The organism is Mitsuokella jalaludinii DSM 13811 (assembly GCF_000702905.1).
Lineage (GTDB): Bacteria > Bacillota > Negativicutes > Selenomonadales > Selenomonadaceae > Mitsuokella > Mitsuokella jalaludinii.
The window spans coordinates 1-13,049 of sequence record NZ_JNKR01000018.1; the positions used below are offsets into that span (position 1 = coordinate 1).

The window sequence follows — 13,049 nt, forward strand, 5'->3', positions numbered from 1 at the left end:
ACTGAGCTATTTCCGCAAATGGAGCGGAAAACGAGGCTCGAACTCGCGACCCCCACCTTGGCAAGGTGGTGCTCTACCACTGAGCTATTTCCGCATCTCATCTTTTGTTTTCATTCAGCCTCAGGAGAACTTGTGTCTCGCTGACTGACAAAAACTATTTTACTCAGTCCTGCCCTATTTGTCAACACCTTTTTTGAAAAAAGATAAAAAAATATCGCCTCAGCTTGAGGCGATATCCAGGAAGTCATGCTTTCGGCGGTTTCCTGCGGCGGAAGATGCGGCTGCTCGGCCTTGGATGGTAGAGCTGCCATCCGTAATGGATCGCAAAGCCGCGCAACAGCAGCACAAAGAAGAAGCAGAGCCAGGATGCCGTATCCGCTCCCCAGCGCGGCCAGCTCCAGCACATGAGCCAGGCTCCGGCCAAAGAGGCCACGGCGTAGACGTCCATGCGCAGGACGACGGGCACGCGCTGCGCCATGAGATCGCGCAGCATGCCGCCGCCGACAGCCGTGATGACGCCGAGCATCATCGGGAAAACATAGGGATCGCCCGTGCCGAGCGTCAGTCCGCGCAGCGTTCCCGTGACGGTGAACGACGCAAGGCCGATGGTGTCCGACAGCTCGTAGAGCAGCGTCATCGTGTGGCGCTGCTTGCGGTCAATCGAGAGCGCCGCATAGCCGCCCGAGACGAGGACGGCCATCACCACTGACAGCAGCAGGTCAGTCGGTTCCGTCAGAGCCACAGGCGGCGTGATACCGGCCAGGACGTCGCGGACCATGCCGCCGCCGACAGCCGTCAGCAGGGCCAGCACCGTGACGCCGAAGATGTCCATGCGGCGCGACAGTCCGACCATCGCGCCGGACACAGCAAAGGCCAGCGTCCCAGCCCAGTCAAACAACATCCAAGTCATACGTTTCCCTTTCTCTGCGCATCAAAGCCCTCTCAGCGCATCTCAGCGGCCTCCATGACGATGGCAAGTGCCCAGGCCGCCGCGCGATAGAGGTCTTCTTCCTCGATGTACTCATCCTTCGTGTGGCAGTTCGTCATGCCGACGCCCAGCACGACAGTCGGCACACCGTACGTGTTGAAGTGATTGGCATCCGAGCCGCCGCCCGACTCCTCGAGCTCGACGGGGAAGCCGAGCTTCTCTGCCGCGCGCGCCGCCGCCTTGATGGCAGGCGCATCCTTCGCAATCTCATAGGGGCCATAGTCGGGGCTGACCTCTGCCGTGATCTTGCAGCCCGTGCTCTCCTCACCGAGCCTGAAGTGGTCGATGATGCGCTGCGTGATGCGCTCGAGCTTTTCCTTGTCGCGGCTGCGCGACTCGTAGTAGATATCGCAAGAGTCGGCTACGACATTCGTCGCACTGCCGCCCGCGATGCGGCCGATGTTGCACGTCGTCTCCACGTCGATGCGGCCCTGCGGTGCATCGGCGAGCAGTACGCCGGCCGCCTGTATCGCGTTGATGCCGTTCTCCGGTTCGACACCGGCATGAGCGGCCTTGCCCGCGATATGGATGTGGATCTGGTTCTTGCCCGGCGCCTTGTAACTCATGACGCCCGGATGACCGTGCGTGTCGAGCGTGAAACCCATGTCCGCGTGCAGCAAGCTGCTGTCGAGATGCTGCGAGCCATGCACGCCGTTCTCCTCGGCCACTGTGAATACGACCTGCAGCGGGCCGTGCGGAATCGCGTGCTCGCGCAGCTGGCGCAGCGCCTCCAGGATGGCCGTGACGCCCGCCTTGTCATCTGCGCCGAGGATCGTCGTGCCATCCGAGCGGATAATGCCATCCTCGATGACCGGGTGGATGCCCGCACAGGGCTCCACGCAGTCCATATGCGCCGTCAGCATGACCGTCGGCAAGGCTTCAAGCCCATCTGTAGCCGGGAAGTCCGCGACGAGATTGCCACAGTTGCCGCCGATTACCTCACCGGCCTTGTCCTCGCGCACCGTGCCGCCGAGCTCCTGCAGGCGCTTCGTCAACAGGTCACCAATCTGCCGCTCGTCATGCGTCGAACACGGAATGGCAATGAGCTCCAAAAACTCCGCGAGCACGCGCTTTTTATCAATCATATCTTCATATCCCATCGAAAAAATCTCCTTTATAAAACCTACACGTCCATTATAACAGAAGCATCAGCACAATGGCAGAGGCCAGGCATGGCAGGGCATTGCGCTTCGACACCTCGATCGGGTTGACCTTGGCGAGGCCAGCACAGATGATAGCGGCACCGGCAATCGGCGACATCGAGCGGCCCATCGCACCAGCGATCTGCGCGAGCGAGCCGAGGTCCATGATGGAGAGGCCGAACTGCTCCGCAAACGGCGTGATTGCTCCGTTGAAGGCAAAGGCCGCCGCATCGCCGGAGCCTGAGATGACGGCGATGAAGAACGGGCCGAACGTGCCAGCAGCCGCGGCGGCCGCCTGCGAGCCCTCCATGAGATCCGTCAGTGCGCCCGTCAGACCGATGGCCGTCATGCCCGTCGTGAAGACGCTGGCGCAGACGATGAGGCCGATGACATCCGCATAGGCATTCCCCATGCCCTCAAAGAACTTGCGGCAGATTGCCTGCGCATCCTTCAATGTGACGAGGAAGCCGAGCGCGACGCCGATGAGCATCGAGAGCGGCACGCTGATCTCCGGCAGCAGGCCGACCTGCTTCGAGCCGAGGATCAAGAGGAAGAGCGGCACAAGCGGCACGATGGCAAGCAGCGGGCGCACGTGGAACGCCTCTTCCTTCGCCCCTTCCTCCCCGAGTGCCTCAAGATACGCAAGGCGGCGTTCTTCCGTCGCGCCTTCCCGGCGAAGGACAGCATAGACCGTCATGACAGCGACGCAGGCAATCGAGGCAATGACAGACGCCGGCGTCTCATTGATGATGACCGTCATCATGTCCGTACCCGCAAGGTCGGCTACAAACGGGTTGTGAGCATTGCCCGGGCTGATGGCGCTGCCCCAAGTGCCCGCGAGCACCGTCGCCGCTGCCATCGCCGGATGGACACCAGCTGCGATGAGTGTCGGGATGAGGATACTGCCGACAGCAGCCGAGCAGCCCGACGCCGACGGGATGGCCAGGCTGATCCACCAGGTCAGGAAGAACGAAATCGGCACGAGCAGAGCCCGGCCGCGCTTCAGGACGCCCGAGATGGACTGTACGAGGTGCTGGTCACACGTCGTCAGGCGCATGACGTACGAGAAGCCCATGACGGTGCAGATCGTCGGCACAAGCGAATTGTTGACCATCGCCTTCGTGAACGCCTTCATGACATCCCCCGGCAATCCCCCAATCAGGCACATCAAGAGACCGGCCAGGAACAGCACGAGTCTCGCTTCGTACTTCTTGACGATCAGCACGAACGTCAAGATGACAATAAGACCTCCAGCAAATAACATAGTGAAAACCTCCGTTCAAATTTATTTGACTTTTCAGTTCTTTGCTATGTATATATTCTATATATTTTCTATTTATCTTTCAATAACTATAAATAATTTTATTGTCCATCATGAGTGTACCAGAAAAGGATGCATCCTGTAATCGTGTATCATCTTTGCCATTTCCCCACGGAAAATCACATGCTATAATGAATCAGACAAGCAAACGAAAGGATCATGCCATGAAGAAACAGAAATTACTCTTTGTCTGCCACGGCAACATCTGCCGCTCGACGATGGCGGAATTCGTCATGAAGGACCTCGTGCAGAAAGCGGGGCTTGCGGATGTTTTCACGATCGACTCTGCGGCCTGCCGGCGCGATGAGATTGGCTCCGATACCCATTGGGGCACGAAGCAGAAACTCCGCGAGATGGGCGTTCCCTTCACGCCGCGCCATGCGCGCCAGATCACGAGCGCAGACTACGCGAAGTACGACTGGATCATCGCCATGGACGGCGAGAACATGCGCGACCTCCAGCGCCTGACGCACGGCGACCCTGCGCACAAGACGGCCCTGCTGCTCGACTTCGCCGGCGAGCACCGCGAAGTCGCCGACCCCTGGTACACCGGCAATTTCGACGCGACATACGACGACGTCCTCAAGGGATGTCGGGCCCTGCTGTCTTCCCTTACGAAACCAGCGCGATAAGACAAAAAGGCCTTCCCGAGAGGAACCCCTCTCGGGAAGGCTTTTTGCAAGATGCGATTGGCCCGCTGGCCAGCTGTGCATCAATAATTCTCGGCGTGAATCTCGAAGAAGCTCTGTGGATGAGCGCAGGTCGGGCAGATCTCCGGCGCTTTCGTGCCGATGACGATGTGACCGCAGTTGCGGCACTCCCAGACCTTGACTTCGCTCTTCTCGAAGACCTGAGCCGTCTCGACATTCTTCAAGAGGGCGCGATAGCGCTCCTCATGATGTTTCTCGATCTCTGCGACGAGGCGGAACTTCGCTGCCAGTGCCTTGAAGCCCTCTTTCTCGGCCGTCTCAGCAAAGCCCTTGTACATGTCCGTCCACTCGTAGTTCTCGCCTTCAGCGGCGCTCAGCAGGTTCTCTGCCGTCGTGCCGATGCCGAAGAGCTCCTTGAACCAGAGCTTTGCGTGCTCGCGCTCGTTGCTCGCCGTCTTGAGGAACAGAGCGGCAATCTGCTCATAGCCGTCTTTCTTGGCGCGAGAAGCGAAGTACGTGTATTTATTCGTCGCTTCACTCTCACCTGCCAGTGCTGCTAAAAGATTTTTCTCAGTCTGCGTGCCTGCATACGGATTTTTCTTCTCTGCCATTTCGTTTCCTCCTAATCAATAATTGTTATTTTTTATTTTAATTCATTATAACATAATCGATTTGATAAATCCAGCCACTTTGAGATTTTCTTGATACTCAGTCAAGGCTGATGACATCGCTGACGGCCGGGATGCGGCAGAGACGCTCCGTACCCGGATCGTGATGGTGGAATTCCTTCAAATACTGGCTCTCGATGCGGTAGACATCGATGTCGAGGCAGGCTGCTGCCATAGCCGCGGCCGGCGCGGCGAGCGACGAGCCGCCCGTGATATCGATGGCCGTGCGCCCGACCGAATCCCAGATATCGTGCTGCTTCTTCATGACACGGTAGAGCGACGGGATGTCCTCGCCCTGGATGTAGGTGCAGCATAGGCTGCCGTCATCGAGGCCGAGGTTCTGCTGCAGGAGCTTGACCTGCAGTGCCTGCTCCTTCCGGCAGAAAATATGCACGTTCTGCGGCTCGAACAGCGCGACCGTGAAGGTCGAGAGCTCCCAGAGCGGCCCCATGAGCAGGAAGAGGCCGTAGTAATCGCGCTTCTCCGCTGCATAATGGCCACGGAAGCGCTCCTGTGCCATGGGCATGAGCTCCGCATCGTAGTAATTGTCTGCCCAAAGCTGCTGTTCCGGCGTTTCCTGAGGCATGCCGCGCCATATCTCTTTCTTGTCTGACAAACTCATCATGCCACATCACCCCTGAATCACTTTACTCTATAGGAGTATTCGACCCAGCCCCCGCTCTTCCCTGCTTGTCTGAAAAAAACTCTGCCACCCCGGCAAATTCTCGCAGCTCGCGGCAGAAAGCGGCGTATACATCTGTGTAGATGCTGCCCTTCTCCCAGATGAAGTCGAAATCGTGCTGCATGGAGAAACCCGCGAGCGGGATCTCGCGCAAGAGGCCTGCCTGCAGCTCTTGCTCGACGGCAATCCGGTAGAGAAAGGAGATGCCGGCATCGCGCATCAGCAGGCCGATGATCGTGTGCATGTTGCCGACCTCCGTATAATGCACGAAGTCGCTGACCTTCATGCCGCAGAGCGCGAGGTTGCGCTCGAGGATGTTGCGCGTGCCAGAGCCCGGCTCGCGTATGAGCAGGCGCTCTGCCAGCAGGTCGTGGAAGTGCCTGGGCTCCGGCATGGCGAACGCGTGATGCGCGGCGCAGACGCCGATGTATGTTTCCGTACTATAACGGACGTGCTCGTACTCATCCTGCGGGTAGTAGCCCTCGACGAGTGCGAGCTGTATGCTGCCGTCTGCAAGCATCTGCAGCAGCTGTTTCGTATTGCCGAAGACGAGACGGACATTGCGCTGCGGATGGGCGCGCAGCATCCGCGCAAGCGGCTCCATGATGGCGTACTCGCCGACCGTCATCGTCACGCCGAGCGAGATCTCCTCGATGCCAGACACCTGGTTCCGGAGTTCTGCGAGCAGTTCCTCCTCGTCGTTCTTCATCGCGACGAAGCGCTTGCGCAGGATCTTGCCGGCCGCTGTCAGCGAGAGCTTCTTGTTCTCGTAGCGGAAGAGCGCCATGCCGTAGGCCTCCTCCAGGAAGTGGATGTGCTGCGAGACAGCCGGCTGCGTAATGTTCAGGATGCGGGCCGCCCGCGTGAAATTCATCGTCTGGCAGACGCAGAGAAAGGTGGCAACGCGAAAGTCCAGCATTGTATTCCCCCCTTATCGATAAGATTATCTTATCGATATATTATAATACATCATTTTACATATTCAATCCCTTCTCCTATAATTCGGATTGTCGCAATCACATTGCACGGAAATCTGCAACCACCACGAAGATAAGGAGTTATACTATGCAATCCATTCATCTCTACTGGCGCCGCGCGAGCATCGGGCTCATCGTGACGCTCGTCTGCTCGATTGCCGGCCAGGCTCTCGCCAAACTGCCAGGCTTCTCGCTGATTGGCCACCTCGTGCTCGCCCTCGTGCTCGGCATGTGTCTGCAGTTCGCGCGCTCTCTGACGACCGCCGCTCAGCAGAGCACGCCGTTCATCGCCAATAAATTCCTGCGCGCGGGCATCATCCTCCTGGGCTTCAAGCTCAACCTCGTCATCCTCATGAGCGCCGGCCTCAAGAGCCTCGAGGCTGCCATCGTCATCGTCGCCGTCATGATCCCGCTCAACTATTTCGTCGCCCGCTTCTTCAAAGTCGAGCACACGCTCGCCATCTTGACGGCCTGCGGCTGCAGCATTTGCGGCGCAGCGGCCGTCATGGGTGTCTCGAGCGCCGTCAAGGCCAAGACTGACCAGTCGGTCCTCGCCGTCGCCATCGTCGCCATTCTCGGCACGCTCTTCACGCTCATTGAGGTCGGCCTGCAGCCATTCCTCGTCTTCACGGACGCGCAGTTCGGCGTCATGGCCGGCCTGAGCCTGCACGAGATCGCGCATGCCGTCGCCGCCGGCGGTGCGGCCGGTGCCGTCGGCACGGACAGCGCCATCATCGCCAAGCTCTCACGCGTCCTGCTGCTCGCGCCTGTCGCCATCATCATCGGCATCCTCGAGGCGCGCCGCTTCCGCAAGCAGGACGGCGCGAGCGAGGGCAAGATGACGGTGCCGATCCCGTGGTTCATGGGCGGCTTCATCCTGGCCAGCGCCGTCGGTTCTTACCTGCCTTTTGTCAACGATTTCGTTCCGTCGCTCGTCCAGCTCGCCTATTTGCTGCTCGGTATGGCCATGGCCGCGCTCGGCCTCAACGTCAACTTCGGCGTCATCCTCGAGAAGGGCGTCCGCCCGATGCTCGGTGCCATCCTCTGCTCCTTCGTCATCATGGGGCTCGCCATCAGCATCGTTCACATGTTCTTCTAATAATAAACTAATCTGATGCTGAGCCAAAATTCACACCGTTTTGCTATCATAGAGGCAGGTAAAGAAAGGAGGAACCATCATGAAGAAAATCATCATGGCCATCACCACGGCTCTTGTCGTGGCTGTCTCTGTACCTGTCCTGGCGGCTTCGTCCGAGGACAACACCTGCCCGGTCGAGAGCTGCTGGCAGAACAATGCCTCCTGCGACAACGGAGCGTATTGCCGGAACGGCCGGTCCTATTGCCAGGATGACTCGTACGGTTGCGCACCGGCTCGCGGCTGCGGCGGCTCGCGCTACGCCTACTGCCGCTGAGCGGCAAAAAAAGAGAGATGCCTCATGGCATCTCTTTTTTATTGCACATCTTTCTTGCTGGACTTCTCCGCATTCACCGCCTTGCCGGCGCTGTCTTTCGCATCGGCCTTAGCGGCCTGCTTCTCTTTCTGCTTCTTCTTCCAGGCCTCCTCGCGCGCCTTGTCCTTCGCGGCCTTCTCCTTCTGGTACGTCTTGTAGTCCTTCGCCGAGATCTTCTCGAGATATTCCGGCGGGATGCGGCGGAAGGCAGTGGGGCGCAGGCGATGGAACTCCTTGTAGTCGGCCAGCGCTGCCTCTTTTCTCTCCATCTCATCCTCGATCTGCGCGCTCATGAGATAGCTGTAGGGATTGTCGGCATCGACCTCCTTGGCCGCGGCGCAGTCGGCGAGTGCCGCCTCACGGTTGCCAATCATGCGGTAGATGTCGGCACGGTTCAGGAAATTGTAGACGTTCTTGCTGTCCTGCGCGACGCCGCGGTTGGCGTAGTCGAGAGCGCCTGCATAGTCGCCCTCGACGGCCTTGGCGCGGCCGCACATGACGAGGCTCGCCGCCTCATCATCCAGGTTCTTGGCCGAAAGCACGCGCGCAAATTCCCAGAGCGCCTGCTTGCCCATGGCGTAGTCGCTGTAGGCGTCGCCGTTCTCGCGCATCTTCTTGACGTCTTTTGCATCGGCCGCCCAGACGCTCTGAAGCGCCTCAGAATGTTCCTGACGGCGCGCCGCTTCCGCTGCCTTCATCTTTGTCCGCGCACCAGAAGCGGCTTCCTTGGCATACGCCTCCTCCACGAGCTGCTGCAGGCGGCCGCCGAGATTGCCTGCGGCCACGAAATGGCGCAGCGGCCCGTAGACGCGGTCATCCGTCAGGAAGGTGACACCGCCCTCGCCGTCCGGGCGGAAGTCCCAGCCTGCAAGCGAGTCATAGTCATGGAAGGCCTTGGCCAGGCCGCCCGCGACATAGTAGGCATTCTCGACTGTATTGTCGTAGTCATCGCGCGTCCAGTCCGCCGTGAGGAGTTCCTGCCCGTCAATATAGACAGTCTTGCGATCCTTGACCGTCACATGACCGCAGCCGTAATCCGTCATCATCTGCGCCAGGCGCTTCTCGCGCAGCTCCGTCTCCGGGTGATCGGAGAACGTCTCCTGCCCCTTCGCCTTTTCGTCGAGGTCCTGGTATTCGAGCACATTGCGCGTCTCATACGTCAGGTAATAGGCCATGCGGTACATGGCCGCCGCAGGGCCGCCCGGGTTGAAGCCGGCGCTCGTCATGATGTAGAAGCCGCCTGCATCAGCCTCGTACTCCGTCGGCAGCGTGACGTTCTTGGCGATGGAGTAATTGGCCAGCGCATTGAGCTTGTTCCAGTCCATGAGTCCGGCGTCCATGTTGAGGAAGCTCATGCCGTAGTACTGCGCGACAGCCTTGGCGTAATTCTTGGCGCTGTGCTGCTCGATGCCATGCGTCATCTCGTGGGCGAAGACGGCGGCGAGCTCATCTTCATCGCACTCGAGGCCGCGCACGAGCGCCCTGTTGATGCTGATGTAGTCTGTCGGGAAGCAGGCTGCATTGAAATCGTTGCTGTTGTTGACGCCCCAGACGAACGGCAGCGAGTTGACCTTCAGCACGTAGTCGCCCTTGTCGATGAGCTGCTTCATGACCCGGTTGACAACCTCGACATCGTGGTGGTTGTCGTCCTCCCCGTTCTCACGCAGGTCCTGACGCGCGCTCTGCACCTGCGCGCTGACATCATTGCCGAGCGCGAGGATACTCGCAAGGCTAGACTTGTAGGCCGCAAAGATGCCGAGCGACTGCGCGGCAACGGCCCAGGCATCAACAGCCTCCGCCCGCCCCGCCGGCAGGGCGATTGACGAAAAGCTCAGCGCGCCGCAGACGAGCACGGCCAGCAATTTCTTCTTCCAAGGATACAACGAGAAACACCTCCTTTATTCTACTGTCCCGATTATAGCAGACAGCGGCCCGGATGGAAATACTTTGTTTAGTCAATTATTATTGTCTTCTTGAAAGCCCCTGCCCTGCATTGTATAATTTTAATGGAATTTTATCTAGTATAGTCTCGCTTCATGAAGAACAGCAGAAAAAGGAGGAAGGATCATGGAGACGAAAGACGAAAAGGTGCTCAAGGAGCCCTTCGCCGAAATCGGCACGAAGATGCATCTCTTGCTGCACACGGGCCAGATGTTGATGGAGAACGGCGCGGACAGCGACCGCACGGTGCGCGACATGATGCGCACCGCGGCCTACATGGGCATCCCGAAAGACCGCATCCACCAGCATGTCATGTATACGACGCTGATGCTCAACGTCAACGACGAGCAGCACTCTTACACGGAGTTCCGCAAGTGCACGACGCACGGCATCAACATGACAACGTTGACGGCCATCAGCAAGCTGACCTGGCGCGCACTCGAGAAAAATTACTCGCTGCATGAATTCGAGCGCCATCTCTTGCACATCAAGAACAAGCCGCGCAACTATCCGGTCTGGCTCACGGCCTTCGGCGCCGGCGCGGCCTGCGGCGGCTTCTGCAAACTCTTCGGCGGCAGCTGGCTCGACTTCGTGCTCACGGCCGTCTGCGCCTTCCTCGGCTTCTACGTCAGAAGGCTCTGTGCCAGCTATGCGTTCAACACGTACGCCGTCATCGCCATCACCTCGTTCGCGACGACGATGTTCGCCTGGGCCACGCAATTCCTGACGGGTTCCATGAACTGGTATCCTCTGATCTCCTGCACGCTCTTCCTCGTCCCGGGCATCCCGCTCATCAACGCCGTCGACGACTTCCTCAACAACTTCATCGTCTCGGGCATGACGCGGGCCATCCACACCTTGCTGATCGTCGGTGCGATGACGTTCGGCATCGTCATCGCCATCCGCCTCGGCAATGTCGCCGACTTCACGACGGTCAGCCTGCGGCCCGACAACATCTACTTCTCGCAAGCCATCGCCGCCGCAATCTCCGCGATGGGCTTCTCCATCATCTTCAACATCCCGCGGCGGCTGCTGCCCGTCGTCGCCGTCGGCGGCATCATCACCGTCCTGCTGCGCAACATCATGGTCCTGCAGCTCGGCTTTTCGCAGACGGCTGGTTCCTTCCTCGGCGCGGCTGTCGTCGGCGTCCTCGCGCTCAAGGCCATCCACTGGTTCCACGCGCCGAACATCATCCTGACCATCCCATCCGCCATCCCGATGATCCCTGGCGTGCTACTCTACCGCGTGCTCTTCGCCCTGCTCAACATCCAGGACATCACGGCATCCGCCCTGCTCACCATGATGCGCAACGGCGTCGAGGCCGTCACGATCATCATCGGCATCGCCATCGGCGTCGCCATCCCGAACATCTTCATCCACCGCTACATCGAGAGCAACAAGCAGCGCACGGTCAAGGATCTGCTCGACAAGCACTACATCCAAGAAGATTGAGGAGGCTCTGAAGCTATTCCCGCACGATGCTATCCAACTATTCCTAAAAAGAATCGTTTGGATAGCATTTTTCTATTGAAAAAGTTCAGATATTTCTATATCATAAGATATGTAACACAAAGACATGCGCAGTCAACAGGATATCCACTCAACATGAAACACGACATACAGAAAAGGAGGCATCATCCATGAACAAGATCAACCAGGAAACCCTGGCCGTCAAGCGAGCGGAGCAGCTCTTTGACCGCCGCCGCCGCACAGTCGGCCTGTTCGGCGGACCGCTGTTGGCCCTGCTCGTATTCTTCACGCCAATCGACGGGCTGACGCTCGAAGCGCATAAACTCCTCTCCATCATGGTCCTCGTCGCCATCTGGTGGATCACGGAGCCCGTCTCCATCCCCGTCACCTCCCTCATCGGCCCGACGCTCGCCGTCATGACGGGCGTCGTCCCCGTCAGCATGGCATTCGCCGCCTTTGCCAATCCCATGATCTTCCTGTTCATGGGCGGCTTCATCCTCGCGAAGGCTATGATGACGCACGGCATCGACAAGCGCTTCGCCTACTGGCTGCTCTCGCGGTCCTGGGTCGGCTCCAATCCACGCCGCATCTTCCTGGCCATCGGCCTCGCCGCAGCGCTCTGCTCCGGCTGGATCAGCAACACGGCCACGGCGGCCATGATGTTCCCGATCTGCCTCGGACTGCTCGCCTCCATCAAGGAGATGTTTGCGGCAAGCGGCCGCAACATCGACCTCTACGACTACAAGTACGCGACTGGACTCATGCTCATGACGGCCTACGCCTGCTCGATTGGCGGCGTCCTGACGCCGATCGGCACGCCGCCGAACCTCATTATGCTCGGCTTCCTCGACCAGATGTGCGACATCCACGTCTCTTTCTTCGAGTGGATGACCTGGGGCGTCATCGCGATGATCCTCTACTTCATCATCGCCTACGTCGTGCTCGCGCGCATGTTCCCGGCCGATGTCACGAAGATTGAGGGCGCTGAGCAGTTCATCCATGACAAGCTTCGCGAACTCGGCCACTGGACGCGCGCCCAGAAGAACACGGTCATCTGCTTCGGCGTCTCCGTCATTCTCTGGATCCTGCCGGGCTTTCTCTCAATCGCACTCGGCAGCACCTCGCCGGTGCTCAAGATGTACAACCGCCTCTTCCCTGAGGCTGTCGCCGCCATGCTCGGCGCCCTGCTGCTCTTCCTACTGCCCGTCAACTTCAAGAAGCGCGAGTTCACACTGACGTGGAAGGATGCGCGTGACGGCATCGAGTGGGGCACGCTGATCCTCTTCGGCGGTGGCCTCGCGATGGGCGGCATGATGTACAAGACAGGCCTCTCGAAGTGGGTCGGCGACAGCATCATCGCGATGATGGGCGGCGAGCCGTCTGCCATCGCCATGGTCGCCATCTTCTCCATCATGGCCCTGCTGCTCTCGGAGCTCACGAGCCACACAGCCGCGACAAACATGATCGGCCCGCTGGCCATCACGGCCGCCATCTCGGCCGGCATAAACCCCGTCCCCGTCTCGGTCGCCATCGCGCTCTCGGCATCGCTCGGCTTCATGCTGCCGGTCTCGACGCCGCCGAACGCCATCGTCTACGCCTCGGGCTACATCCCCATCACGAAGATGATCCGCACGGGCGTCTACATCGATGTCATCGGCATCGCCTGCGTGACGATCCCGCTCTGCATCTACTTCGTCTCCTGGATCATCGGCTGACCGGCCAAAATTGCAATAAGAAATGCTGCACCATGGATATGATG

The 13,049-nt window shown here is 59.3% G+C and carries 12 protein-coding genes and 1 tRNA gene; 5 read left to right on the forward strand and 8 right to left on the reverse strand.

What is annotated here, in order from left to right; all coding sequences use genetic code 11:
- Positions 1-19: 19 nt before the first annotated feature.
- The 4 genes from T518_RS08745 to dcuC all read right to left on the reverse strand — a co-directional run bounded on the left by T518_RS08745 (position 20) and on the right by dcuC (position 3,394).
- Positions 20-94, reverse strand: a tRNA-Gly gene (locus tag T518_RS08745).
- Between the two features lie 150 nt (positions 95-244).
- Positions 245-910, reverse strand: coding sequence for a trimeric intracellular cation channel family protein (locus T518_RS08750; RefSeq protein ID WP_036378313.1), 666 nt, complete (start codon positions 908-910; stop codon positions 245-247).
- Between the two features lie 32 nt (positions 911-942).
- Entirely contained in the window at positions 943-2,073 is a 1,131-nt protein-coding gene (locus tag T518_RS08755) for a M20/M25/M40 family metallo-hydrolase (RefSeq protein WP_036378351.1), read from the reverse strand.
- 49 nt (positions 2,074-2,122) lie between these two features.
- The gene (gene dcuC / locus T518_RS08760) at positions 2,123-3,394 is read right to left on the reverse strand and encodes a C4-dicarboxylate transporter DcuC (RefSeq protein ID WP_036378314.1); all 1,272 of its coding nucleotides are present in this window, start codon (positions 3,392-3,394) and stop codon (positions 2,123-2,125) included.
- A 221-nt stretch (positions 3,395-3,615) separates the two neighbouring features.
- Between dcuC and T518_RS08765 the strand changes: the two genes are divergently transcribed.
- A complete protein-coding gene (locus tag T518_RS08765; protein WP_036378315.1) occupies positions 3,616-4,083 on the forward strand; it encodes a low molecular weight protein-tyrosine-phosphatase in 468 nt (155 codons plus the stop codon).
- An 80-nt stretch (positions 4,084-4,163) separates the two neighbouring features.
- On the opposite strand, the gene rbr is transcribed toward T518_RS08765, so the two are convergent.
- From rbr to T518_RS08780, 3 genes are all read right to left on the reverse strand, one after another.
- The gene (gene rbr / locus T518_RS08770) at positions 4,164-4,712 is read right to left on the reverse strand and encodes a rubrerythrin (protein ID WP_036378317.1); all 549 of its coding nucleotides are present in this window, start codon (positions 4,710-4,712) and stop codon (positions 4,164-4,166) included.
- A 97-nt stretch (positions 4,713-4,809) separates the two neighbouring features.
- Entirely contained in the window at positions 4,810-5,394 is a 585-nt protein-coding gene (locus T518_RS08775) for a hypothetical protein (RefSeq protein ID WP_036378319.1), read from the reverse strand.
- 22 nt (positions 5,395-5,416) lie between these two features.
- Positions 5,417-6,370 (reverse strand): LysR family transcriptional regulator, encoded by a 954-nt coding sequence (locus tag T518_RS08780; protein ID WP_036378321.1) that lies wholly within the window; start codon positions 6,368-6,370, stop codon positions 5,417-5,419.
- A gap of 146 nt (positions 6,371-6,516) precedes the next feature.
- Here T518_RS08780 and T518_RS08785 point away from each other — a divergent pair, with 146 nt between their 5' ends.
- Complete coding sequence (locus T518_RS08785) at positions 6,517-7,527, forward strand: YeiH family protein (RefSeq protein WP_036378323.1); 1,011 nt, start codon at positions 6,517-6,519, stop codon at positions 7,525-7,527.
- Between the two features lie 79 nt (positions 7,528-7,606).
- Entirely contained in the window at positions 7,607-7,840 is a 234-nt protein-coding gene (locus tag T518_RS08790) for a hypothetical protein (RefSeq protein ID WP_036378324.1), read from the forward strand.
- A gap of 38 nt (positions 7,841-7,878) precedes the next feature.
- Here T518_RS08790 and T518_RS08795 read toward each other — a convergent pair whose 3' ends face one another.
- Complete coding sequence (locus tag T518_RS08795) at positions 7,879-9,762, reverse strand: M48 family metallopeptidase (RefSeq protein ID WP_036378326.1); 1,884 nt, start codon at positions 9,760-9,762, stop codon at positions 7,879-7,881.
- Positions 9,763-9,946: 184 nt separating this feature from the next.
- Here T518_RS08795 and T518_RS08800 point away from each other — a divergent pair, with 184 nt between their 5' ends.
- Positions 9,947-11,272, forward strand: coding sequence for a threonine/serine exporter family protein (locus T518_RS08800; protein WP_036378327.1), 1,326 nt, complete (start codon positions 9,947-9,949; stop codon positions 11,270-11,272).
- Positions 11,273-11,460: 188 nt separating this feature from the next.
- The gene (locus T518_RS08805; protein ID WP_036378328.1) at positions 11,461-13,005 is read left to right on the forward strand and encodes an SLC13 family permease; all 1,545 of its coding nucleotides are present in this window, start codon (positions 11,461-11,463) and stop codon (positions 13,003-13,005) included.
- The last annotated feature ends 44 nt before the right edge of the window (positions 13,006-13,049 follow it).

Coding starts and splice junctions, on each gene's coding strand:
- T518_RS08750 (WP_036378313.1), bottom strand. CDS start 910: ATGACTTGGATGTTGTTTGACTGGGCTGGGACGCTGGCCTTTGCTGTG.
- T518_RS08755 (WP_036378351.1), bottom strand. CDS start 2,073: ATGATTGATAAAAAGCGCGTGCTCGCGGAGTTTTTGGAGCTCATTGCC.
- dcuC (WP_036378314.1), bottom strand. CDS start 3,394: ATGTTATTTGCTGGAGGTCTTATTGTCATCTTGACGTTCGTGCTGATC.
- T518_RS08765 (WP_036378315.1), top strand. CDS start 3,616: ATGAAGAAACAGAAATTACTCTTTGTCTGCCACGGCAACATCTGCCGC.
- rbr (WP_036378317.1), bottom strand. CDS start 4,712: ATGGCAGAGAAGAAAAATCCGTATGCAGGCACGCAGACTGAGAAAAAT.
- T518_RS08775 (WP_036378319.1), bottom strand. CDS start 5,394: ATGATGAGTTTGTCAGACAAGAAAGAGATATGGCGCGGCATGCCTCAG.
- T518_RS08780 (WP_036378321.1), bottom strand. CDS start 6,370: ATGCTGGACTTTCGCGTTGCCACCTTTCTCTGCGTCTGCCAGACGATG.
- T518_RS08785 (WP_036378323.1), top strand. CDS start 6,517: ATGCAATCCATTCATCTCTACTGGCGCCGCGCGAGCATCGGGCTCATC.
- T518_RS08790 (WP_036378324.1), top strand. CDS start 7,607: ATGAAGAAAATCATCATGGCCATCACCACGGCTCTTGTCGTGGCTGTC.
- T518_RS08800 (WP_036378327.1), top strand. CDS start 9,947: ATGGAGACGAAAGACGAAAAGGTGCTCAAGGAGCCCTTCGCCGAAATC.
- T518_RS08805 (WP_036378328.1), top strand. CDS start 11,461: ATGAACAAGATCAACCAGGAAACCCTGGCCGTCAAGCGAGCGGAGCAG.